The organism is Sphingomonas sp. ABOLE, assembly GCF_003950455.1.
GTDB lineage: Bacteria > Pseudomonadota > Alphaproteobacteria > Sphingomonadales > Sphingomonadaceae > Sphingomonas > Sphingomonas trueperi.
Genome location: NZ_QQWY01000019.1, coordinates 1 through 19,684 on the forward strand (window position 1 = coordinate 1; position 19,684 = coordinate 19,684).

Sequence of the window (19,684 nt, forward strand, 5' to 3'; positions counted from 1 at the left end):
AAGGGGCCGCCGGTGCCAGAGAAGAATCTGGGGCTCGAACTGTGACAAGTTGCTAATTCAACAGGGGGAAAAGGGTGATTTCAAAGCCATCTACACGAGCTGAGGAACTGCTCGAGGCGAACGAGCTAATCGCTCGCGCAATGGCGGGGGAACCATCAGATCGCCTCCGCAAGAAGATGCTCGCTCACAGGCGCGGCATCATCGGCGAGAGGGAGACGGCCCATATCCTGGATCGCCTCTTCTTCGATTCAAAAGATCATGTTTTAATCCACGATCTACGAATCCCCGACGGGATCGGGAGCTTTGCTCAGTTCGATCACATCATCCTGTCACGCTTGTCGCGTAAGGCCTCTGTGGTGGAGGTGAAGAACTATTCAGGGCGCATGTCGCGCAACAAGCATGACGAATGGGTTGTCTGGTACGAGGGCCGCCGCAGGCCGGTTCAGATCCCCAACCCAGTTGCTCAAGCGCGCCGGCAGCGCGATGTCTTGCGTGCCTGGCTGAAAGCGCACGATCACGACAAAGCCTTCAGCGAAGTAGGCACCTTCGTCGTTATTCCCGCGGATGGGCAAATCGATCGCACGAAGATCACTGAGGCGCTGCCGGTCTACAAGATCGACAATTTTCACCGTGCCTGGGTGGCGTTCGCCGGCGTCAGCCCGGTCGGCAAGCTTTTCTCGAGTGGTGTACCCAGTGGAACCCTCGTCGCCATCGGCGCACAGCTCGCGGCCTCGCACGTCTCGGACGAGCAAACCATGGCGCAGCGGCTCGGCATCGAACCGAGATCCTATGCGCAGAGGAACGATGGCGCTGCCGAGCAGGTGGATGAACCTGCAGACGAGGAGCAGCTGGCGGCTGAAGCAGCAGAAGACGCCCTGGACCCGGATTGCCCCCTACCGGTGCGAGAGGAAGAGGGGGAGGACGAGGTTGTGGTTACGTCGGCCGAGGCGGAAGAGGCCGATGCTCCCACCCCGACTCTACCCGAACAGGCGGACGAGGAAGCGGTGCCAGTGGCCCAGCGCAAAGCGTCGCCGGCAGTTGTGATCTCGCCGGGCATCGCAGAGCGGGAGTTGCCCGATGGCCGCATCGCCTTCCTCGCTGCCCGTGACAACGAAGCTGCGAAGGCGCGCCTGAGCGCGGCCTGCGAGGGGCGCGCGAGGTGGCAGCCCCTCTTCCAGAACTGGATCTGCAACGACGACGCAGCGGCGCTTGAGATCCGCATGATCGTCGCAAGAGAACCGAACAGCGTCGAAGGAGAAATGTGATGGCAGGAGCACAATTTCCGACTGCAGAATCAATGCACGAAAATGCGAAGAATTGCCCGAGGTACAAGCGACTCACTCGTGACGTCCGAAAGGTGTGCAGTCAGGTTGGCATCGACTTGTCACCTGAGACCCGAGACCAGCTGATCGGTGATCTTTACGCAGAAGGCTATCTCGGCGGCAGAGAAACCCGAAGGGAGATCCGTCCCACGCTTGCGGAGCTCGCCGGCGCTGGCCGGATCGCCGCTGGCGACCTGGACCCATATCTGTGGGTCGTTCTCTGGGAAGCAGTGCTTCTGCCTCTGCTTTGGCTAGCGGCTGCCCCAGCGGGCGCGTCGCTCCGAGACCCGGCAATCGCGATCGTCCTGGCAGGCGCGATAACGACGCCGTTTCTCATAGTCCGTCTCCGCCAGATCTGGAGCCGCTGAAGCGGATCCGTGTCCATGAAATGCAAACACCACAGGAGGAACACCATGGGTAAGGTTCTACTGACCGCGGCCGCGTTGGCCCTGTCGATCGGCACCGCGAATGCACAGAAGATGGGCAAGGGGGGCACCGGCGTCGACGAGACATCCGAGGTGCCGAAGTGCGTGCAGCCGTTTGGCACGATGGCGATCGTCGAGAAGCGCAGCGCAGCGTCGCCGACCGACGGCCTCCCTCCTCAGATCGCGGCTATGATGCGAATGGCAGAGGCGCAGCAAAACGGCGGCCAGGCCCGTGTTGACCCGATCCCCCTCCTGAAGTTGCTAGCAGCCAACTCCAACTGCTTCCTGATCGTGGATCGCGGCGAAGGCTTCGATGCCCTGCAGCGGGAGCGCGAGATGGCCGGCTCGACAACTGCCGGCGCAAAGACGAACACGCTCCGCGCAGCCGACTATCTCCTCACCGCAAGCGTGGTCTACTCGGACGGGGACGCGGGAGGCTATGGCGGCGGCGCCGGCGGGATGTTCGGGGGCGGATTAGGCTTCAAGAGCAAGAAGCTGGAAGCCCAAGTCATGCTGGCGCTCGTGGAAGTCTCCACCGGCATTCAGCGCGCGATCGCCAGCGGCCAGGTCCGCAAGAAGGATCTCTCGATCATCGGCGGCGGGGTGCTCTTGAATGCCGGCATCGGCGCTCTCGGCGGCGGCTACACTAGCACCGACATGGGCAAGATCACCTCGCTCGCCCTGCTAGACGCATATCGGAAGCTCACCACCGACGCGAAGGTGCGGCTTGCACCCCCAGCGGCAGCGGCAGCTCCCGCTCCAGCGCCTGCTGGCGGCAGTGCGGCCCCAGGGCAGCAGTGAGGAGAGGGGGAGAGGAAGGGCGAGGATGCCAGCTGGGTGGCCTCCCCTTCCCTTCCTGAGAGGTGCGTGATGGAGCTTCAGGCTGATCTCTTTTCGGATGTCACCACACGTGAGATGGTCGAGCTGGAGGCCGAGCCTCGGCAGCCAATGGCCGCGCCGTGTGCTTGGCGGGACGCTGCGAACAAGCCTTGCCGGCGTCTCGCGCACGAGCCGGTTCTTATCGACGGCGAGCAGTTCATCTATCGAGGGCATCCGATGCTTCACTGCGTGCCCGAATGCTTTCGAGTGGCGATCAACCCAGCAACGGAGATTGACGATGGCGTCTGATCCCCCGATGCGGCTCTCCGGCAAAATGACCAGGACGCCGCGCGGACGCATGCTCTGCGACAATGGCGGCATGCACTGGCGGCTGACCGGGGAAGCTCTCTCAGAATGCGACGACGCCGACGAGGTAACGATCGAAGGTGTTCGACGCGGCCTCTCCGTGATCGAGGTCTATTACGTCGGAAGGGCCGGCGCATGAATGCTCCCATCCAGATCCAGGCAGCGCACTGCCCCTATTGCAGGAACATCCTGTTCCAGAATCTCAAGCGGCATAAGGTCCGAGGCTGCCTGACTTGCAAGCGGCCGATCGTCATCGCCCGCAGCCCCGTCGGTCGCCCGCGGCTCTACCGGATATACAGCGTGCTGGACGTGGGCATGACCCTCTATGCCCTGATCACCATCGCCCTGATCGCCTTCTTCGTTCTGACCGGACACGGGATCCACGGCTTCGTGAAGGGGTTTAGCATCGCCCTCTTCATCGTCGGCTCTGTGTTCTGTGTGGACGGTGTGCTCGCGATGAGGACGGCACGCGACAAGACATGGGGAAAGCAAAGGCGCGGAGTGGCTGCAAGAATGCTTGGTGTCGGCAAAGTAGCTGCAGGCGTACTTGCCTTTTTTATGGTATTCGTAGGCGTAACGCTGTGAGAATTTTGTAATGAATTGTCGCAGGCGGTTGATCATCGCGAGCCAGATGGTATTCACGCCGCACGACCCAAACTTCGTAGGCGCTCCGTGGTGGAGCGCCATTTTTTTGCCTGCCTTCGTCGAGAGCGCTTGCTGGGATGCTGGTCGTGCGGGTCCGTAATTCGCTGCAACAATCTTCCAGCCATGACGTTGTACGCCCCCGAACGGGGGGAAGTCATGATCGAGAGCCCAGCTTACTGTAACGACCGCGCGCGCGAGCACCGTGAGGCCGCTGAGGCAACGCCGCTCACCAACGTCCGCCAGAAGCACTTGCAGGCCGCGGACACGTGGGAGCGAATGGCTGCGCGGAAACCCACCCTCAGCCGCCATTTGGATACGCCGGCGGAAGACGGATCCTCGGAATAGCCGTAGCCGCCGCGCACGCTTAGGCGTGGCTATCAGCTTGTGCTTCGATCTCCGCTAACTTTGCGCGATGCTTCTCAATCGACCGCATCAGGAAGCTCGGCGCATCGGCGGAGGGGCGTCCGTCCCGCAACCTGCGCGCGCAACGAGAGTTCAGGCCGCATGACAGCAAAGCCGAATAAGAAATCCCGCCCCCAAAACGTCGCAGCCAAACGGCCGTCGAAGGGGTTCCTCAGAAGGAATCGCGGCCTGATTGCAGGAGCCGCAGGCGTGGCCGCCCTTATTGCAGGGGCAATCTACCAAACGCGGAAGGACGCTGATGAGCCGGGTAGCCGCTCAGGCGCTACCACCGCGTAGCGCCGAGCACCCGCTAATTGGCAGCGATCGATATCACCCGCCGAGGCAGCGTTCTCGGCGAGGCGCAGCGCTTTCGCTTCGAGAGGAGAAGATATGGCAGACGACAAGACGCAGGTTGGTGGCCAGGATCGCAAGCGCGTTTCGCTGAGCGAGGACTATGAGGTTCGAGACTGGATGGAGTCCTTCGGGGTATCTAAGGACAAGCTGGTCGAAGCAGTGAACGCCGTAGGGGATCGCGCCGACGATGTGCGAGCTTATCTGAAGCGTTAACCTGACGAGCGGTAGGCATCGCGCTGAGCAGAGCTGAGGCTCGCTCGGAGCGGGTCCGCAGCCCGCTTAACGAGCCGCCCCTCCCGCGCGAGGAGACGGCACATACGGGTAAGCCAAACGCACCACTTCGGCGGCTTTCTCGATTGCTTCCAGTTCCCCTGGTTTACCCTTCGGCTCGATCCGCCAATTAGATCTGGGCGCGTCGATGATCGGCAGAGCGGTCACTGGCCCGATCAGCTTCAGCCAATGCGCTTCATCTTCCCCCGCAGCGCCGGCTAGAAGGTGCGCAAGCAAATTGCGAATGTCGTCGGTCGTTGTGGGCTTCGTCTCCGGCATCGTGCCAACCCTTCCTAGCGCTTCAACACCGGAATGGGAGAAATGGTGGCATGCCCGCGGCGCCGGCACGTTGTGCAGCGCAGGCGGATCACCGCTTTCTGGACGCTGCTATCCCTGCCGAACCGCGAGAGGATCTTGTCGGCGGGCACGTTGATCGTCCGCCCGCATTCGCACACGATCCGCATATCGGCGCGCTCGACAGCCCACTCGCCCAAGGTCGTATATGGGCCTTCCACCTTAGCGGGCATGTCGCGCTCTACCGAAGATCATGCGGGGTCACCTCCTCGTAGCAGCCGGCCCGCCGCAGCTGCCGCACGATGCCGTTGAACGCAGCAGTCACCCCTTGGGACCGCCCGATCTCATTCTCTTGGCCCGCAGCGTCCCAATAGCAGGTCAGCGGCCACTTCTCGGGGCAGTGTGGCAGCAAGCATCGCAGCGCCAAGCGGATCTCCGGCAGATCCACGCGGGAGTTCGCGCACCTGGTCACGCCGGTCCTGAGAATATGCACCGAGAGCGCGATGACGACGCGCTGATGCCTGCCCAGCTTCGGCATCGATCAATGGAAGTCATGCGACTTGAACCGCACCACTTCCTCTGGATCCATGCCGTCCGCGTGGGGCGGCCAATACTGGTTGCGGGGCTCGGGGCTCCATCCCTTGTCGCCGCGATCAGGCGCGCCGGGATGCCGGCCTTCATCGCCACGACCCGTGCGATGCGGGAATGACATTTCGCCAACTCGGTGTAGAAGATCGCCGTGGTCGATGATGCGGTCGCAGATGATGTGGATCACATCACCTTCCTTCTGCACCCTGCCCTTTAGACCCACCATTGACGCCGACATGATGGTGCGGCGTTGGGCCTCGAAGCGGTCGGGCCAGAGGATTCCATTAGCGATATTCGTTTCGTCCTCGATTGTAATGAACAAGACCCCCTTCGCGGAACCTGGCTTCTGGCGGACCAGAACAATGCCGGCGACCTCGACGTGTCGGCCGTCGCGGATGTTCGCGAGATCCGCGCATTTGGTGACGCCACGCCGGCGCAACTCGTCTCGCACGAAGGTCAGCGGGTGCGCGCGCAGCGACAGCTGCAGCGAGCGGTAGTCCTCGATCACCTCGCGTCCGTCGGTGAGCGGCCGTAGGGCCACGTCGGGCTCCAGTCCTTCCGCGCTGAAACGCTCAGCAGCGCGATCAGCGGCTGCGAAGAGCGGCAATGGTGCCTCGCCGAGCCCCCTCACCTTCCAAAGTCCTTGCCGGCGATCGGCGCCGAAAGCGTGGAAAGCGTCGCCCTCCGCCAGCTTCTCGATCGATGCGCGCTGCACGCCCGATCGCCGCCAGACCTCTTCCACGCTGGTGAAGGGTGCAGTGCCCCGCGCGGCCACGATCCTGGCGCCATCGGCATTCGAGAGTCCACGGATCTGCCGTAGCCCAAGGCGCACGGCCAGGTAGCGGCCGCCGGTCTTCTCAAGCGTACAGTCCCAGCGGCTCGCATTGATGCAGGGCGGCCGCACCTCAACGCCGTGCTCGCGCGCGTCGCGCACGATCTGCGCCGGCGCGTAGAACCCCATCGGCTGCGCGTTCATCAGTGCCGCGCAGAACACATCCGGGTGGTGGTGCTTCATCCAGCACGAGGCGTAGGAGATCTTCGCGAAGGAGGCGGCGTGGCTCTCCGGGAAGCCATAGGAGCCGAAGCCTTCGAGCTGCCGGAAGGTGCGCTCGGCAAACTCGCGCGGGTAGCCACGCTCGACCATCCCCTCGATCAGCTTCTCGCTGAAGTGCGAGACCCCGCCGGTGAACTTGAAGGTGGCCATCGCGCGGCGCAGCTGATCGGCCTCGGCCGCGGTGAAGCCGGCGCCGACGATCGCCACGCGCATTGCCTGCTCCTGGAACAGCGGCACGCCGAGCGTCTTCTCGAGCACCGCGCGCAGCTCGGGCCTTGGATATTCCGGCTTCTCCAGCCCCTCGCGCCGCCGCAGATAGGGATGCACCATGTCACCCTGGATCGGGCCTGGCCGAACGATCGCCACCTGAATGACCAGATCGTAGAAGCGCTGCGGCTTCATGCGCGGGAGCATCGACATCTGCGCGCGGGATTCGATCTGGAAGGTGCCGAGGGTGTCCGCCTTCTGGATCATGCCGAAGACCGCAGGGTCATCGTCCTGCAGATCCTTCATCTCGACGTGCAGCCCCTTCTCCGCCTCGAGCAGGTTGAAGGCGCGGTTCATGCAGCCGAGCATGCCCAATCCCAAAATGTCCACCTTCATGAACTTGAGTGCGTCGATGTCGTCCTTGTCCCATTCGATGATCTGGCGATCCTCCATCGCTGCGGGCTCGATGGGCACCAGGTCATCGAGCCGATCATGGGTGAGGACGAAGCCCCCCGGGTGCTGGCTCATGTGCCGCGGCACCCCGATCAGCTTGCGGGCGAGCTCGAGTGTCAGCCGCAGCCGGCGATCGCCGATATCGAGGTTCAGCTCCTCGACCTGCTTGTCCCCTACCCCTTCGGCCGACCAACCCCACCCCAGGCCCGCAAGCGACGAGGTGAGGTCCTCGGGCAGACCCAGCGCCTTGCCGACGTCCCGAACCGCGCCTCGCGCGCGGTAGCGGGTGACGACGGCGGTGAGGGCTGAGCGATCACGCCCGTAGGTCTCATAGATCCACTGGATGATTTCCTCGCGGCGCTCATGCTCGAAGTCGACGTCGATATCGGGCGGCTCGCGGCGCTCGCCGGAGACGAAGCGCTCGAACAGCAGCTCGTGCTTGATCGGATCGATAGAGGTGACGCCGAGGACGAAGCAGACACACGAGTTGGCGGCCGAGCCCCGGCCTTGGCAGAGGATCCCGCGCCGGCGCGCCTCGCGCACGATCGCGTAGACGGTGAGGAAGTAGGGCGCATAGCCCAGCTCCTCGATCAGCTTCAGCTCGTGCGCGATCTGGTTTGTGTATGCCTCCGGCACCTCGCCGTCGAACATCTGGTTCACTGCGTCCGTCGCCAGCTGTTGCAAAGCCTCCTGTGCGGTGAGCCCGTCGATCAGCCGCTCATGCGGGTACTGGTAGGCCAGCTCGCCCAGGTCGAAGGTGCAGGCGCGGGCGATGTCGACACTCGCCTGCAGCGCATCGGGATAGGCGCGGAAGCGTCGGATCATCTCCTCGGGCGATTTCAGCGCGCGATCGGCATTCACCTCGCGCTTGTAGCCGAGCTCGTCCACGGTGCATTTCTCGCGCACGGCCGTCACCACGTCCTGCAGCAGCCGCGCGTCGGGTGCGTGATAGAGCACGTCGCCGGTCACCACGGCGCGCACGCCGGCGCCGCCCGCCTGCCTTGCAAGCGCATCGATCCGCACCGCGTCCCCGGGGCGCCGGCGCTGGAACAGCGCCATGTAGCCGCGGCGCCCGTAGACCGCCCTCAGATCGCGGAGGGCAGCCAGGTTCTCCTCGTCGGCCTCGTGCGGGAGCAGGATGGCAATGACGCCGTCAGACCAAGGCTCGAGGTCGCGCCAGTGCAGAAGGCATCTCCCCTTCCCCGCCCGCTTCTTGCCGACGGTCAGCAGCCGCGTGATGCGGGACCAGGCAGCGCGATCGGTCGGGTAGAGCAGCAGCCGGCGACCGCACGACAGATCCACGCGCGTGCCGGCGATCGAGCGCACGCCCGTTGCCTTCTGCGCCTCCCATGCTCGCACTACACCGGCGACGGTGCCGATGTCGCTGATGCCGATCGCGGGATAGCCGAGCAGCGCTGCGGCCGCGAACAGCTCGTCAGGGCTCGACGCGCCGCGCAGCAGCGAGAAGTGGGTGAGCACCTGCAGCTCGACATAGCGGCTCATCCGAACACACCATGGATCCACCAGGACAGATCCCCGGTGTTGTCCTGAAAGCCGTCGCCGCGGCGAAAGACCCAGTAGCGGCCGCCCTCCTCGTCCTCGACGCGGTAATAATCGCGAACCGCCCAGGTCTCCGCGTCTCTGCGCCACCACTCGCCGTGGACGCGCTCAGGCCCATCGCCGCCGACGATCGTGTAGCGCTTGCCCCGCCACTCGAACCGGCGGGGAGGCTGATCCGGGAGCAGCGCCAGCACGTTGAAGAGCGGCTCGGGCCGAGCGAAGAGGCGGATCGGGCGCTGCCAACCCGGCCACTCCCCCGGCTGCTCATTGGGATCGACCTGCGCGACCGCGCGCTCGGGTACATGGCTCTCGACAGGAGCGATGCGGAAGACCGCGCTGGGGCCGATCCTGCCAGCGATGACGTCGACGAGGCGCGACGGATCGCGCACCATCGTGTCGCCGGCGAGGACAGCGCCCAGGTCCATGGCATCGAGGGGCTCGGTGTGCGGCGCAGCGAGCCAGAACTGCTCGATGCCCATGCCGGGATCGATGCGGTCGATGCGGAGCTTCAGCAGGCGCAGGAGGTGCGTCACCTCTCGCGTCGGCCGCGATGTGCCGATCGCCACCACCTGCTCGCCGCCGTCGACGCGCAGACCCGTCAACCGGAGCGAGCGGGCGCCGAGCCCCCGCTCCTGCAGCACCTGCGCCAGATCACCCAGCAGATCGCCCATGACTTGCTCGATTGCCTCGGCGGTGCCGATCGGCTCGAGCAGCCGGCGCTCGACGAACGGCACCTCGGCGTCTTCGCGCGGCGTGATGGGTTCAGCTACCGCGCCCAGCGCCTGATCGAGGCGGGTGATCGCGGGCAGACCGAGGCGGCGGGCGAGCGGCCCGCGTGCGACGGGCAGGAGATCCGCAATCCGCTCGAACCCGAACTTCCGCGCTGCAGCTTGTGCAGTCGCGGATAGGCGAAGGGCGGCGATCGGCAGCGGTGCGAGCGCGTCAGCCGTCCTGCCAGGCTCAACCCGGGTCAGGTCGTCTCTGCCGTAGCGGGCGAGCGCATGTGCGGCACCAGGGGTATCGGCAATGGCCACGCGCGCGGTGAAGCCCGCGCGGCGGCAGAATGCCTGCAGCCGCCGGCAGAACCGCTCCTCGCCGCCATGAAGGTGCTCGCAGCCCGTCAGATCGATCCATAGGCCGTCGGTCGGGGTAACCGCCGCCGTCGGCGACCAGCGGCGCACGGCGAGCAGGGCGAGGCGATCGAGCAGCGCAGCATCGGCCTCCGGCTCCGCAGGGCGGAAGTCCAGGTCGGACACGAGGGCGCGGGCATGGGTCGCGGCCATACCGGGGCGGATGCCGAGCGCCTGCGCGCCTAGGCACGCGGCCACTACCTCCTCGCGGCGGCCGACCTTGCCCACCAGCGCCATCGGTGCGTCTGATGTGGCTTCAATATGAAAACGCGATGCTTCCGGAGTGCTTACGCCATGAGTTGCCTTGTACGGATTGCTGGCGGGCTCCGAGCGTCGGCCGAGCTCGCGCATCGGAGGCTTTGCATGCGCCGGCAGCGCCGCGATCTGTGCCTCGACGTCGGCGCGGGGATCCGCACCTTGCCGTGCCCAGCGGGCACCAGGTCGCCAGCCCCCGCCGCGCGGGACCGAGCAAGCGCCGGGATCATCGTCGACGGGGAGCTGAAGCGCTGGCCGCTCAGGCGGCCGCGATGCGGGCCGTTCCAACCTTCTCAGCCGCTCGATGGCCAAGTTCGGCAGGAACAGCGAGACGACCCGTCTCATCGCTACCCTCCACAATCAGGGAGAAGGATGCTCCACCACGCTGGCGCGCCAGCTCAACCGACCAGCGCGGCCGCCCCACGCCAGCGACGCTTAGTCGCTCGGACGGGGCAGCGCCGATGCGCCACCGGGTCCATGCAGCCGACGGCTCTTCCAGCGGATCCTGGTCGCGCCCGCGCCGGCGGCGCAGCAGCAGCACCGGCATGTCCGCCTCGGCCGCCACCAGCTGCAGGCGCCGCGTCGCGACCATCGACACCCGGGTTGCCTCGGCCACAACCACAGACGGGGTGCCGTCCCGCACGGCATCCTCAATTACGGCCAGGAGAGCGGCATCGTCACGCGGCTGCGCATAGATCACGCTGGAAGACGGTAGTCCCGCTTGGGCCAGGCCCGGCGCGTAGAGGTCGCTGCGGAAGCTCGCCCAAAGCACCGGGCCATTCGCCTCCGCGGCCTCGCGCGCGGCGATGCCGGCGAGGAACAGGGTCGTGGCGGCGTCGTCGACCACGGCGAGGCTCCGCGCGGACGCCTCGTGGAGCGCGCCGGCACGCAGCCCCCCTGCCCCGAGCCGACTGTCGATCGCGTCGACGCCGAAGGGCAGCACCCGGTAGTCGGCCGCGGGCGTCGCGATCGTGCGGAGGTGCGCTATGCTGGGCGCGAGGGACTCGAGGGCGGCGATCATCGTGTTCTAAGACTCTAAACGTTCCCTCTATGTTCCTTTACGGAGCACCTTTGGTCAAGGAGGGGCGAACACGTAGCTGTGGATTGATGGAACGGAGATGGAACAGGGGCGGCCGCGGAGCGCCGTTGCAGGCGTGGAGCCGACTGCTAGCGTCAGCGCATGTGGATAGAGCCAGCCTACAGCGGTAAACCGGAGCCATTGTAAGTGCGAGCGTTATTCAGGCCTATGACACGTCTCAGCTGGTGGCCGAAACGTGCCTAGGTACCTCTCACTCGTTCTCAGCGTACATCCAACATGCGGTAGATGAACGACAGAACCTTTTCGAACCAGGCCGGCCAGTTCAACGCCTTTCGGGCCTCAGCTGGGCTCTTACGCGCTGCCAGCCTTGTCACTCGCGACTCCATGAAGACGATAAAGACCGCAACTACGACAGAGAGAGTTAGGTTGATATAGACACTGGTGAATCCATCGATCAGTACCGCTTCGTGCGGCCGATGATTGGAAATTAGCATCCACACTGCCTTCCCAAAGAGGCGCATCTCCTCGTGAAGCGCACTGAGCGCGAAGTATCCAAAGATGAGTAGGAGGACGACGTGGAGTCGTGTTAACACTGCCGACAGAAAGCTAGACATAGCATTTGTCCGCCGTCAGCACCGATGGCACAGATTTGAGGTTGTGATTTAAGGAGGATCTGGGCTTCGTCGTAGTGACGAAGGAACGAAGATGAAGCTCAGATCCTCCAATGTAAAATCGCCCGCCAAGGCCCCAGCAGAGCGGGTAGTGAAGGACATCCGCCGACAGACCCGGCGCCACTTTTCGGCCGAGGACAAGATCCGCATCGTGCTGGATGGCCTGCGTGGGGAAGACAGCATCGCCGAGCTATGCCGCAAGGAAGGCATTGCCCAGAGCCTGTATTACACCTGGTCGAAGGAGTTCATGGAAGCTGGCAAGCGCCGCCTGGCCGGCGACACCGCCCGTGCCGCGACCACCGGAGAGGTCCAGGACCTGCGCCGCGAAGCCCGGGCCCTGAAGGAATGCGTGGCCGATCTGACACTGGAAAACCGTCTGCTCAAAAAAAGCATGGTCGCGGATGGGGGCAACGACGAATGAGGTATCCCGCATCCGAGAAGCTCGAGATCATCAGAACCGTCGAGCAGTCGCACCTGTCGGCCAAGCGCACGCTGGACCAACTCGGCATCCCTCGTCGGACATTCTACCGCTGGTATGATCGCTACCTCGAAGGCGGGCCGGAGGCGTTGGAAGATCGGCCATCGGCGCCGAGCCGGGTGTGGAACCGCATCCCGGCGGGCATCCACGACCAGATCATCGAGCTGGCGCTGGAACAGTCTGAGCTGAGCCCCCGGGAACTGGCCGTGCGCTTCACCGATGGGCAGCGCTACTTCGTGTCGGAATCCACGGTTTACCGCCTGTTGAAGGCCCACGACCTGATCACCAGCCCGGCCTATGTCGTGATCAAGGCTGCCGATCAGTTCCACACGAAAACCACGCGGCCGAACGAGATGTGGCAGACCGACTTCACCTACTTCAAGATCATCGGGTGGGGCTGGATGTATCTGTCGACCGTGCTCGACGACTTCTCACGCTACATCATCGCCTGGAAGCTGTGCACCAACATGCGAGCCGAGGACGTCACCGACACGCTGGACCTCGCCCTGGCGGCTTCTGGTTGCGACAGCGCCACGGTGCTGCACAAACCCCGGCTACTCAGCGATAATGGCCCCAGCTACATCGCGGGTGAGCTGGCGGAATACATCGAGGCCCGGAAGATGAGCCATGTCCGCGGCGCCCCGTGTCATCCCCAAACCCAGGGCAAGATCGAGCGCTGGCACCAGACCCTGAAAAACCGCATCTTGCTGGAAAACTACTTCCTGCCCGGCGACCTCGAAGCCCACATCGAGACCTTCGTCGAGCACTACAATCACCAGCGATACCACGAGAGCCTGGCCAACGTGACGCCTGCCGATGCCTACTTCGGCAGGGCTCCGGCAATCATCAAACTGCGCGAAAGGATCAAGCGACAGACCATCGAACATCGGCGCTTGCAGCACCGCAAGTTCGCCGCCTAACATCAACCCCCTGACGAGGTCCGCACTCCGCTAATCTACGCCGCGAGTTGTGCCGAATGTTCTGACGACGGACAGTACCAAAGCTCACAGATGGAGGCTTCGTTCCTCAAGAGGCGTGGTGGCCATTTGGCCTCCTTCATTGAGTACGACTCCGGCAAGGCTGTGTTTGTCGGCTTGTATGATGTGGTGGATGCTAGTCCGATCGGGCGTGAGCAGTTCTGGGCATTACCGGAGCAGATCGAGCTGAAACGCCTAGGAAATCCAGGTTGGACCACCGAAGATGGCCGGGACACCCGGCTCTACTTCGATCTGCGAAGGCTCGAGTATTATCAAGAATGGCGCGGTAAGTTGATCATCGAATGGCCACCGCACCGTTCGTGGGGCCGCCGCGCAAGCGAAACACCAATGTCGATTTTGGCGATCCGCGAAGAAAGCGCCTTCGACGGTGAGCTACCCTCGTGGGACCGACTAAACTATAGCTGGGCCGAACTGCAAATTCTGCCCTCGAAAATGAAATCGAAACTAGAGCAGTGGCGCGGTATCTATCTCATTTGGGATGAGAAGGACGGTAGATCATATGTCGGTTCCGCCTATGGCGGCGCCAATCTTCTCGGCCGCTGGATGGAGTATGCATCCACTGGGCACGGCGGGAACAAGAAGCTTCGCAATCGCGACCCGTCGACGTTCCGCTTTTCGATTTTACAGCGCGTGTCGCCAGACTTGAGTCAGGACGAGGTGATACAGATTGAAGCAACTTGGAAGATCCGCTTGCATACGCGTTCGGAGTTCGGGCTGAACGAAAATTAGACAAAGACTCGGCTCGACCCGACCCGTGTCACCCTACAGGAACCCCTCACCCGCATGCTGCCTGAACCGATCGTGGTCGCGCACATACTCTGCGACCATCTCCAACGAGCTGTGCCGGCTGTGCTCCTTCATCTTAAACAAGTTGGCGTTCTGTCGGCCTGCTTCGGTTAGAAAGCCTGCCCTCAGGCTGTGGGCTGAGAACGAATTCGACGAGTAGCCTGCCGCTGCGGCAGCCGCTTTCACAACCAGCGCCACACCCTGCGCACTCATCGCTTTGGCCGTAACGCGTCCTTGCGGTGTAAGTTTACGGAAGACAGGTCCTTCCGAGATCCCGGCCATTTCGATCCAGGCTCGATAGTGACGTACCGGCTCGAGCCGTTGCCCATCTGGGATTGCGACGCTTTGGCCCCTCCCCTCCTGGTCCGTCTTTGAGGAGCGGATCCGGACCAAAAGGCCGCGGCTATCGGCGGTGACGTGATCCGTCGTAACTGCGACCAACTCAGACCGCCGGAAGGCTCCCGCCATTCCGATGGCGAGCAATGCACGATCCCGGTAAGCACGCAGGCTCTCGCCCGCGACGCTGCGGAGCATATCACGCATAACGTCACTGTCGGCAGCGTGCTTCTTTGCAGGTCTCTCGTCCTTCTTGGCCTTCCGGATCCCCCGCATGACCCGCTCGAGGCGAGCGGCGTCGGGATGCGCCGTAGGTGGCAGCGCATTCGCTGCTCGGTGCGCGAAGACGATCGCCGCGAGACGGCGGCCGATTGTCGCTCTTCCGAGTGGGCGCGGGCCACGTTGAGAGATGACACGGCCTGCTTTGGTGCTAGGCGCTTGACGCGGCACAAAGCCTTCGTCTGCGAGCAAGGTGAGGAAGGCTGCGACGATCGCTGGCGACGCCGGCAGTGGTCGATAGCCGTTTTCAGCACACCAAGCGCAAAAGAGCCGCCAATCCGATCTGTAGGCGCGCAGTGTTGCCTCCGCCGACGCTCGTTCCACATATGCGTGTACCCGAGCACTATCGTGCCCGGCGAGACCGGGGGCGAAAGCCGCAGCCGGGGAGGAGGTTTCACGCACCACCGTCGGTTCGTCGGTATCAAACCCGGTTCCCTTTAAGTGCCAGAACGGATCGGTCACAACCCAGCGTCCCAATCAGGCGTGTCTGCTCGGAGGCCCGCTACCCACTCGAGGTCGGATCCTTGCCGACGCCAATACCCCAATACGCGCTCCTTCGGTGGAGCATAGAAAGGCTCGCGGCTCTCGACGTGGAGGATGGTGACCGCGTTCCAGACCTGTAGGTGGCCTTGACGAAGCACGTACGCAGCGTGACCTTTTGCATTTCTATCGTTGGCAAGAAGCGCCTCACCTTGGGCGTGGGTTCCACCTGCTCCAGCAACCCCTCTGCTGAACACAAATCTATAGGTATATTCGACCGAGGATAGGTCCGCGTCCGTTAGACCGGAGTCGGCGTCGAAATAGCAGCTTTGATCCAACGTGCAGGTGAGGCAGATTTCTTCCCCAATGACATCGCCGAGGCACTCTGGACTATGACAGGGTACCCGCTCAACCTGTGTGGTCTCGCCGCACACAAAGCAGCCCAGCGACTTCGCCTGATGAGTTTTGTCAGTCAGTTGAGCTAGCTTGGGCCAAGTGACCTGCCAGTCGCGATTAGAGGCGCGGTAGCAGTGAGGGCAGACGTACGCGCGCCGCCTCTTATCGAAACCGAAGAAATGTTGCGCTTCGGCAGGTGTGAGATGTCGGACCGCGATATCGAGCTGCGACAGCACCATGTTGTGGGTATCTTTGTCGTAGCCAAATGCCTCATATCGGCCGTCCGCGACCATTTCGGCTAGCCTGTGTTGCCAAGGCGTCTCGGCGAAAAGCTCACATGCTGCCGTCAAGATCGTGCGAACGAGGAGCGCCGGATCAAAGGAATTGACGGTTACCGAGTGCATGATCCTATTGCGGTCACGCCGAACTTGATCCCAGAAATTGCGAAATTGCTCGTCTAAGGGAGATGGGCATACGCAGTTGTGCACTTTAGACAGATCTTTTGCGTCGATGGTGCGGAAATCGCCGAAAGAAACGTCAGAGTTTACGCTGTTCTTAGGCCAATCAGCGGGGTCGCCTAGGAGTAAAAAAGGCGAGACCGCAGCGATCCGCCCCTTCAAAGCGAGTTCCATGCCCTGCTGCACTAGGCTGAACGCGTTTGCCAGAGCGGGCTGCGAGCGCCGCCAGAACTCTTCGACCTCGCGCTGCTCGATCGGCTGAGACCCCTTCTGCGCCGTGGCGCTCTCATAGTCTTGCACGGAGTGCATGGCGATCTGCCAAGCCAAATAGAGCTGGCTCAGTCCCGCAGCCTGAAAATCGTGGGGGCTTGGCACGTCTATGATCATGCCTTGAGCCTATCGGATTGGGTGAAATCCGGCCAGCATCTTTTTAGCGGGAATCACAGTTATCGCTAATTACATCGTTGGCAAGCGGCGCGTAGTGGGGCTTGCTCGACGATGCTGGCCTCAAATCGCCAGATGTGGTATATCGTCGAGCGCTTGCCACATCCGGAGTAATGCGACTCATGACAGTTCAAGTGAACATCACCCCTAACGGACGCATGAGCCTCCCCGCGAGCATCCGCAAGCGCTTGGGTCTGGTGGGCGGCGGCGCGGTGCTGCTGGAGGAAACCGAGGACGGGGTGGTTCTTAGGACCGTTCATCAGGCGGTGGCGCGAGCGCAGGCGATCGCCAAGAAATATGCCGGGCATCCGGACGCATCCGTGGACGCTTTCCTCGCCGGCCGCCGGACGGACAGCGGCGAGTGACGGAGGCGGTTCTCGATGCCTCCGCCATCCTGGCCCTGCTGAAAGGGGAGCGCGGAGGAAGCAAGGTCGCCGGCGTGGTGAGTGAGGCGGCGGTGGGGGTCTTCAATCAGGCCGAGGTTGTGAGCCATTTCGTTCACCTCGGCGCTCCGCTTGACGAGATCAGGGCGATGCTGGGTGCCTTGCCCTACACCGTCGTGCCCGCTGACGAGGCGCTGGGTTGGGAGGCGGGAGCGCTGCGCGCTGCGACCAGCGCGGCCGGGCTGTCGCTCGGCGACCGCTTCTGCCTGGCGCTTGCAAAGCGGTTAGGGGTCCCAGCCTTTACCGCGGACCGCGCCTGGAAGGATGTGGCCACAGACGTTGGCGCGAAAGTGGTGGCAATCCGCTGACCCCGGCCGCCTCGGATCAACCATTCATAAAGAGACAAAGGCCACTGATGCGACAACCGCCGGACGAAGCGCTCGCCTCCGCCTTCGCGCAATTGCTCGCTGATGACGGTCAGGACGAGAACGACATTCAGGCCTTCCTGGAACAGCATACCGAGCTGCTCGACACGAGCCCCTGGCTGCTGAACCACCGCCTCCATATGAACTGCGTGATTGCGAAATTTCCGATCGCTGGGCGCACCGCCGACTTCGCATATCTCACAAAATCGTCCGATCGCTGGATCTTGGTGCTGGTCGAGATCGAGCGCGCCAACAAGTCGCTGTTCACCACCAGCAGCAAACACGTCGGCAGCTCCTCTGCGTTCAACGAGGCACTCGCCCAGACAGCGGTCTGGCGCGACTATTGGGAACAGCACCAATCCGAGGTGCGCGAGCGTCTCCTGCCACTGCTCGTTCCTTCTCCCATGGCGCGCAATCGCATCGAGCTGCGCCGGGTGCTGATCATCGGCCGCTCGACCGGCAAGGATTTCAGCCAGGCACAGCGCGACCGGATCGCCAGCATCGAGGAGGATCAGAAGATCAAGATCCTGACTTATGACTCGCTTCTGCGCAGCTACCGGTCCGGATGGGGCGAGAAGAAATGCGTGCTGTCGCCGCGCTCGACCGGCTATGCCATCAAGCGGCTGGACGGCTTACCCAAGCTGCTCTTCGCCTATGTCCTGCCCGAGCACCTTTCGGTGCCGGTGCCGATCGAAACACGGCTGAAGGCGGAGGGCTACCAGATGGACGCCTGGCGCAACAATCAGCTGCTGCGCTTCAACGAGAAATGGGCAACCGAGCCGACCGACGAGGAAGCTGGCGACGTACACCCCGCAGTGCTCAGCGTCATCCGCGCGGCCGACCGAGCCCGTCCGTCAAAGGCGAAGCGGCGGTGAGCAGCCTGCGCTCGATCGAGCTCGGCCTGGTCGACGAGGTCTTCCGGGGCGGCGAGAAGGGTTATGTTCTCGATTTCTCAAACCGGACCTTCAGCGAGTTTTTCGTCCGCGAGCTCGATATCGACATCGACGCTCCCCAATATGCCGTCGACGGGACATCGAAGGCGAAGCGATTGCGCTGCTTTCTGGCGCAGGTCGACGACGGCACCGCGGCTCGGACGCTGCGCGTTCTGTGGGAGCAGCGTGAGGCGCTCCGTGGGCGCGGGACGCCGGATCCCATGCCTCGGGCAGCCGCTCAGATCGCTGGGTTGATCGCCAAACTCGAAGGCTCCGCTCCGCCGATGCCCGCCAACGTCGTGCCGTCGCCGATGCTCGACGCAATCGACTTTGCCCGGCTGCGCGACCGGCTGCTCGCGATCCGCGACCTCGAGGCGCATCGCCGTGGCTATGATTTCGAGCGCTTTCTGACCGACCTGTTCGACGCCTTCCGGCTCAAGGCGCGCGAGCCGTTCCGGCTTGACGGCGAGCAGATCGACGGCAGCTTCGAACTGGCCGACGAACCCTATCTGCTCGAAGCCAAGTGGCTCAACCGCAAGATCGGCGTCGCCGAGCTACATACCTTTCACGGCAAGATTGAGCAAAAGGCTTCTTGGGCCCGGGGTGTCTTCATCAGCTTCGGCGGCTTCACCGACGAGGGGCTTCGAGCGTTCGGCCGCGGAAAGCGCGTGATCGGAGTTGAGGGCAAGGACCTATACGATGCACTCGATCGCGGCATCGGGATTGACCGGCTGCTCGCCCTCAAGGTCCGCCGCGCGGCCGAGACCGGCGAGGTGTTCGTGCCGATTAGCGATCTTTCTCCGTGAAAGCCGGCCGGTGCTGAGATAGCCCCGTTTCAGCCGGACAGGTACAACATGGCCGCCAACGACATGCAGAAAATCGACAGCCAGATTGCTATCTGACCGACAATGTGAAGCACGAACCCGATCCAGCTATAGCGCCGCCGGAGAGCAAGGCCGCTTGCGACTGCTACAAAGAAGGCGATCACGACGGGTATTGAGATGGAAGGCGATCGCCTCAGGCTCGTATCGATGATCGGCATCAAGCCGAGAGCCATCACCAGCATCCATGAGAACCCGAACACTGCCCGATCAGCCATGTCCAGCTCAGGCGTTTCGCTTTCTACTTCTATTCGCCCCAGCTGATTTCTCGTCATTTGGCCGTGTCCTCAATGCCTTGTGAACAAACCTCGAACCTAGTATGTTTGAACGGTTCGGAGGTTCTTATGCTGACGCTGGATACTGCGACATTCGCGGCAACCAAGGATAATCCTGGTGGCCCTGTGATGCTCCTTGTAGATGATGGCGTCGAGCCGCACGGCCCCGTGACCGACGCCGACGGCAACGTGAGCAAAGCGAGCGCTGCTGCCTACCTGGTGGCGTATGCGATCTTGGCCGGCTTTGTGGGCTACCTCATTTTCGCTCTTTAAGGCGGC

The 19,684-nt window shown here is 63.3% G+C and carries 23 protein-coding genes; 13 read left to right on the forward strand and 10 right to left on the reverse strand.

Annotation, left to right across the window (positions count from 1 at the left end):
* Nucleotides 1-176: 176 nt before the first annotated feature.
* The 6 genes from CA234_RS12985 to CA234_RS13010 all read left to right on the forward strand — a co-directional run bounded on the left by CA234_RS12985 (nucleotide 177) and on the right by CA234_RS13010 (nucleotide 4,546).
* Nucleotides 177-1,265: a nuclease-related domain-containing protein gene (locus CA234_RS12985; RefSeq protein WP_164521807.1), complete on the forward strand. Its 1,089-nt coding sequence runs from the start codon at nucleotides 177-179 to the stop codon at nucleotides 1,263-1,265.
* A 470-nt stretch (nucleotides 1,266-1,735) separates the two neighbouring features.
* Nucleotides 1,736-2,548 (forward strand): CsgG/HfaB family protein, encoded by an 813-nt coding sequence (locus CA234_RS12990; RefSeq protein WP_126001889.1) that lies wholly within the window; start codon nucleotides 1,736-1,738, stop codon nucleotides 2,546-2,548.
* Nucleotides 2,549-2,617: 69 nt separating this feature from the next.
* Nucleotides 2,618-2,875 carry a hypothetical protein gene (locus CA234_RS12995; protein ID WP_126001890.1) on the forward strand — a complete coding sequence of 86 codons (258 nt, stop codon included), beginning with the start codon at nucleotides 2,618-2,620 and terminating at the stop codon, nucleotides 2,873-2,875.
* On the forward strand, nucleotides 2,865-3,071 hold the full coding sequence (locus CA234_RS13000; protein WP_126001891.1) for a DUF5818 domain-containing protein: 207 nt from the start codon (nucleotides 2,865-2,867) through the stop codon (nucleotides 3,069-3,071). Before CA234_RS12995 ends, CA234_RS13000 begins: the two co-directional genes overlap by 11 nt.
* On the forward strand, nucleotides 3,068-3,517 hold the full coding sequence (locus CA234_RS13005) for a hypothetical protein (RefSeq protein WP_126001892.1): 450 nt from the start codon (nucleotides 3,068-3,070) through the stop codon (nucleotides 3,515-3,517). The genes CA234_RS13000 and CA234_RS13005 overlap by 4 nt, the downstream gene beginning before the upstream one ends.
* A gap of 852 nt (nucleotides 3,518-4,369) precedes the next feature.
* A complete protein-coding gene (locus CA234_RS13010; protein ID WP_126001893.1) occupies nucleotides 4,370-4,546 on the forward strand; it encodes a DUF3606 domain-containing protein in 177 nt (58 codons plus the stop codon).
* 66 nt (nucleotides 4,547-4,612) lie between these two features.
* On the opposite strand, the gene CA234_RS13015 is transcribed toward CA234_RS13010, so the two are convergent.
* From CA234_RS13015 to CA234_RS13045, 7 genes are all read right to left on the reverse strand, one after another.
* Nucleotides 4,613-4,882, reverse strand: coding sequence for a hypothetical protein (locus CA234_RS13015; RefSeq protein WP_126001894.1), 270 nt, complete (start codon nucleotides 4,880-4,882; stop codon nucleotides 4,613-4,615).
* A 14-nt stretch (nucleotides 4,883-4,896) separates the two neighbouring features.
* A complete protein-coding gene (locus CA234_RS13020) occupies nucleotides 4,897-5,130 on the reverse strand; it encodes a hypothetical protein (RefSeq protein WP_126001895.1) in 234 nt (77 codons plus the stop codon).
* An 8-nt stretch (nucleotides 5,131-5,138) separates the two neighbouring features.
* Nucleotides 5,139-5,435, reverse strand: a complete 297-nt coding sequence (locus CA234_RS13025; RefSeq protein WP_126001896.1) for a hypothetical protein — start codon at nucleotides 5,433-5,435, stop codon at nucleotides 5,139-5,141.
* Between the two features lie 3 nt (nucleotides 5,436-5,438).
* A complete protein-coding gene (locus CA234_RS13030; protein WP_126001930.1) occupies nucleotides 5,439-8,702 on the reverse strand; it encodes an error-prone DNA polymerase in 3,264 nt (1,087 codons plus the stop codon).
* Nucleotides 8,699-10,126: a DNA polymerase Y family protein gene (locus tag CA234_RS13035; protein WP_126001931.1), complete on the reverse strand. Its 1,428-nt coding sequence runs from the start codon at nucleotides 10,124-10,126 to the stop codon at nucleotides 8,699-8,701. Before CA234_RS13035 ends, CA234_RS13030 begins: the two co-directional genes overlap by 4 nt.
* Before the next feature lie 277 nt (nucleotides 10,127-10,403).
* On the reverse strand, nucleotides 10,404-11,165 hold the full coding sequence (locus tag CA234_RS13040) for a protein ImuA (RefSeq protein WP_206431190.1): 762 nt from the start codon (nucleotides 11,163-11,165) through the stop codon (nucleotides 10,404-10,406).
* A 278-nt stretch (nucleotides 11,166-11,443) separates the two neighbouring features.
* Entirely contained in the window at nucleotides 11,444-11,797 is a 354-nt protein-coding gene (locus tag CA234_RS13045; protein WP_126001897.1) for a hypothetical protein, read from the reverse strand.
* A gap of 91 nt (nucleotides 11,798-11,888) precedes the next feature.
* On the opposite strand from CA234_RS13045, the gene CA234_RS13050 reads away from it, so the two are divergent.
* Both CA234_RS13050 and CA234_RS13055 read left to right on the forward strand, forming a co-directional pair.
* Nucleotides 11,889-13,252 (forward strand): IS3 family transposase gene (locus tag CA234_RS13050; RefSeq protein ID WP_241213488.1). Its coding sequence is split into 2 segments (ribosomal slippage): nucleotides 11,889-12,236 and nucleotides 12,239-13,252, totalling 1,362 coding nucleotides; the frame shifts between segments, so codons are not numbered across the junction.
* Between the two features lie 126 nt (nucleotides 13,253-13,378).
* The gene (locus CA234_RS13055) at nucleotides 13,379-14,059 is read left to right on the forward strand and encodes a GIY-YIG nuclease family protein (protein WP_206431191.1); all 681 of its coding nucleotides are present in this window, start codon (nucleotides 13,379-13,381) and stop codon (nucleotides 14,057-14,059) included.
* Nucleotides 14,060-14,092: 33 nt separating this feature from the next.
* Here CA234_RS13055 and CA234_RS13060 read toward each other — a convergent pair whose 3' ends face one another.
* Entirely contained in the window at nucleotides 14,093-15,193 is a 1,101-nt protein-coding gene (locus CA234_RS13060) for a tyrosine-type recombinase/integrase (protein ID WP_241213489.1), read from the reverse strand.
* Nucleotides 15,190-16,452: a hypothetical protein gene (locus CA234_RS13065; protein ID WP_126001900.1), complete on the reverse strand. Its 1,263-nt coding sequence runs from the start codon at nucleotides 16,450-16,452 to the stop codon at nucleotides 15,190-15,192. Before CA234_RS13065 ends, CA234_RS13060 begins: the two co-directional genes overlap by 4 nt.
* A 179-nt stretch (nucleotides 16,453-16,631) precedes the next feature.
* On the opposite strand from CA234_RS13065, the gene CA234_RS13070 reads away from it, so the two are divergent.
* From CA234_RS13070 to CA234_RS13085, 4 genes are read left to right on the forward strand one after another with little or no spacing between them, the layout of a single operon-like run.
* Nucleotides 16,632-16,874: an AbrB/MazE/SpoVT family DNA-binding domain-containing protein gene (locus tag CA234_RS13070; RefSeq protein ID WP_126001901.1), complete on the forward strand. Its 243-nt coding sequence runs from the start codon at nucleotides 16,632-16,634 to the stop codon at nucleotides 16,872-16,874.
* Complete coding sequence (locus CA234_RS13075; RefSeq protein ID WP_126001902.1) at nucleotides 16,871-17,260, forward strand: type II toxin-antitoxin system VapC family toxin; 390 nt, start codon at nucleotides 16,871-16,873, stop codon at nucleotides 17,258-17,260. The genes CA234_RS13070 and CA234_RS13075 overlap by 4 nt, the downstream gene beginning before the upstream one ends.
* 47 nt (nucleotides 17,261-17,307) lie before the next feature.
* Nucleotides 17,308-18,192, forward strand: a complete 885-nt coding sequence (locus tag CA234_RS13080) for a Shedu immune nuclease family protein (RefSeq protein WP_126001903.1) — start codon at nucleotides 17,308-17,310, stop codon at nucleotides 18,190-18,192.
* Nucleotides 18,189-19,055, forward strand: coding sequence for a restriction endonuclease (locus tag CA234_RS13085; RefSeq protein ID WP_126001904.1), 867 nt, complete (start codon nucleotides 18,189-18,191; stop codon nucleotides 19,053-19,055). The genes CA234_RS13080 and CA234_RS13085 overlap by 4 nt, the downstream gene beginning before the upstream one ends.
* 29 nt (nucleotides 19,056-19,084) lie before the next feature.
* On the opposite strand, the gene CA234_RS13090 is transcribed toward CA234_RS13085, so the two are convergent.
* Entirely contained in the window at nucleotides 19,085-19,405 is a 321-nt protein-coding gene (locus CA234_RS13090; RefSeq protein ID WP_126001905.1) for a hypothetical protein, read from the reverse strand.
* Nucleotides 19,406-19,474: 69 nt separating this feature from the next.
* On the opposite strand from CA234_RS13090, the gene CA234_RS13095 reads away from it, so the two are divergent.
* Nucleotides 19,475-19,678, forward strand: a complete 204-nt coding sequence (locus CA234_RS13095) for a hypothetical protein (RefSeq protein ID WP_126001906.1) — start codon at nucleotides 19,475-19,477, stop codon at nucleotides 19,676-19,678.
* Nucleotides 19,679-19,684: the final 6 nt, after the last annotated feature.

Coding starts and splice junctions, on each gene's coding strand:
- CA234_RS12995 (WP_126001890.1), top strand. CDS start 2,618: ATGGAGCTTCAGGCTGATCTCTTTTCGGATGTCACCACACGTGAGATG.
- CA234_RS13040 (WP_206431190.1), bottom strand. CDS start 11,165: ATGATCGCCGCCCTCGAGTCCCTCGCGCCCAGCATAGCGCACCTCCGC.
- CA234_RS13025 (WP_126001896.1), bottom strand. CDS start 5,435: ATGCCGAAGCTGGGCAGGCATCAGCGCGTCGTCATCGCGCTCTCGGTG.
- CA234_RS13015 (WP_126001894.1), bottom strand. CDS start 4,882: ATGCCGGAGACGAAGCCCACAACGACCGACGACATTCGCAATTTGCTT.
- CA234_RS13095 (WP_126001906.1), top strand. CDS start 19,475: ATGCTGACGCTGGATACTGCGACATTCGCGGCAACCAAGGATAATCCT.
- CA234_RS13030 (WP_126001930.1), bottom strand. CDS start 8,702: ATGAGCCGCTATGTCGAGCTGCAGGTGCTCACCCACTTCTCGCTGCTG.
- CA234_RS13035 (WP_126001931.1), bottom strand. CDS start 10,126: ATGGCGCTGGTGGGCAAGGTCGGCCGCCGCGAGGAGGTAGTGGCCGCG.
- CA234_RS12985 (WP_164521807.1), top strand. CDS start 177: ATGCTCGCTCACAGGCGCGGCATCATCGGCGAGAGGGAGACGGCCCAT.
- CA234_RS13070 (WP_126001901.1), top strand. CDS start 16,632: ATGACAGTTCAAGTGAACATCACCCCTAACGGACGCATGAGCCTCCCC.
- CA234_RS12990 (WP_126001889.1), top strand. CDS start 1,736: ATGGGTAAGGTTCTACTGACCGCGGCCGCGTTGGCCCTGTCGATCGGC.
- CA234_RS13090 (WP_126001905.1), bottom strand. CDS start 19,405: ATGACGAGAAATCAGCTGGGGCGAATAGAAGTAGAAAGCGAAACGCCT.
- CA234_RS13010 (WP_126001893.1), top strand. CDS start 4,370: ATGGCAGACGACAAGACGCAGGTTGGTGGCCAGGATCGCAAGCGCGTT.
- CA234_RS13000 (WP_126001891.1), top strand. CDS start 2,865: ATGGCGTCTGATCCCCCGATGCGGCTCTCCGGCAAAATGACCAGGACG.
- CA234_RS13080 (WP_126001903.1), top strand. CDS start 17,308: ATGCGACAACCGCCGGACGAAGCGCTCGCCTCCGCCTTCGCGCAATTG.
- CA234_RS13065 (WP_126001900.1), bottom strand. CDS start 16,452: ATGATCATAGACGTGCCAAGCCCCCACGATTTTCAGGCTGCGGGACTG.
- CA234_RS13045 (WP_126001897.1), bottom strand. CDS start 11,797: ATGTCTAGCTTTCTGTCGGCAGTGTTAACACGACTCCACGTCGTCCTC.
- CA234_RS13020 (WP_126001895.1), bottom strand. CDS start 5,130: ATGCCCGCTAAGGTGGAAGGCCCATATACGACCTTGGGCGAGTGGGCT.
- CA234_RS13005 (WP_126001892.1), top strand. CDS start 3,068: ATGAATGCTCCCATCCAGATCCAGGCAGCGCACTGCCCCTATTGCAGG.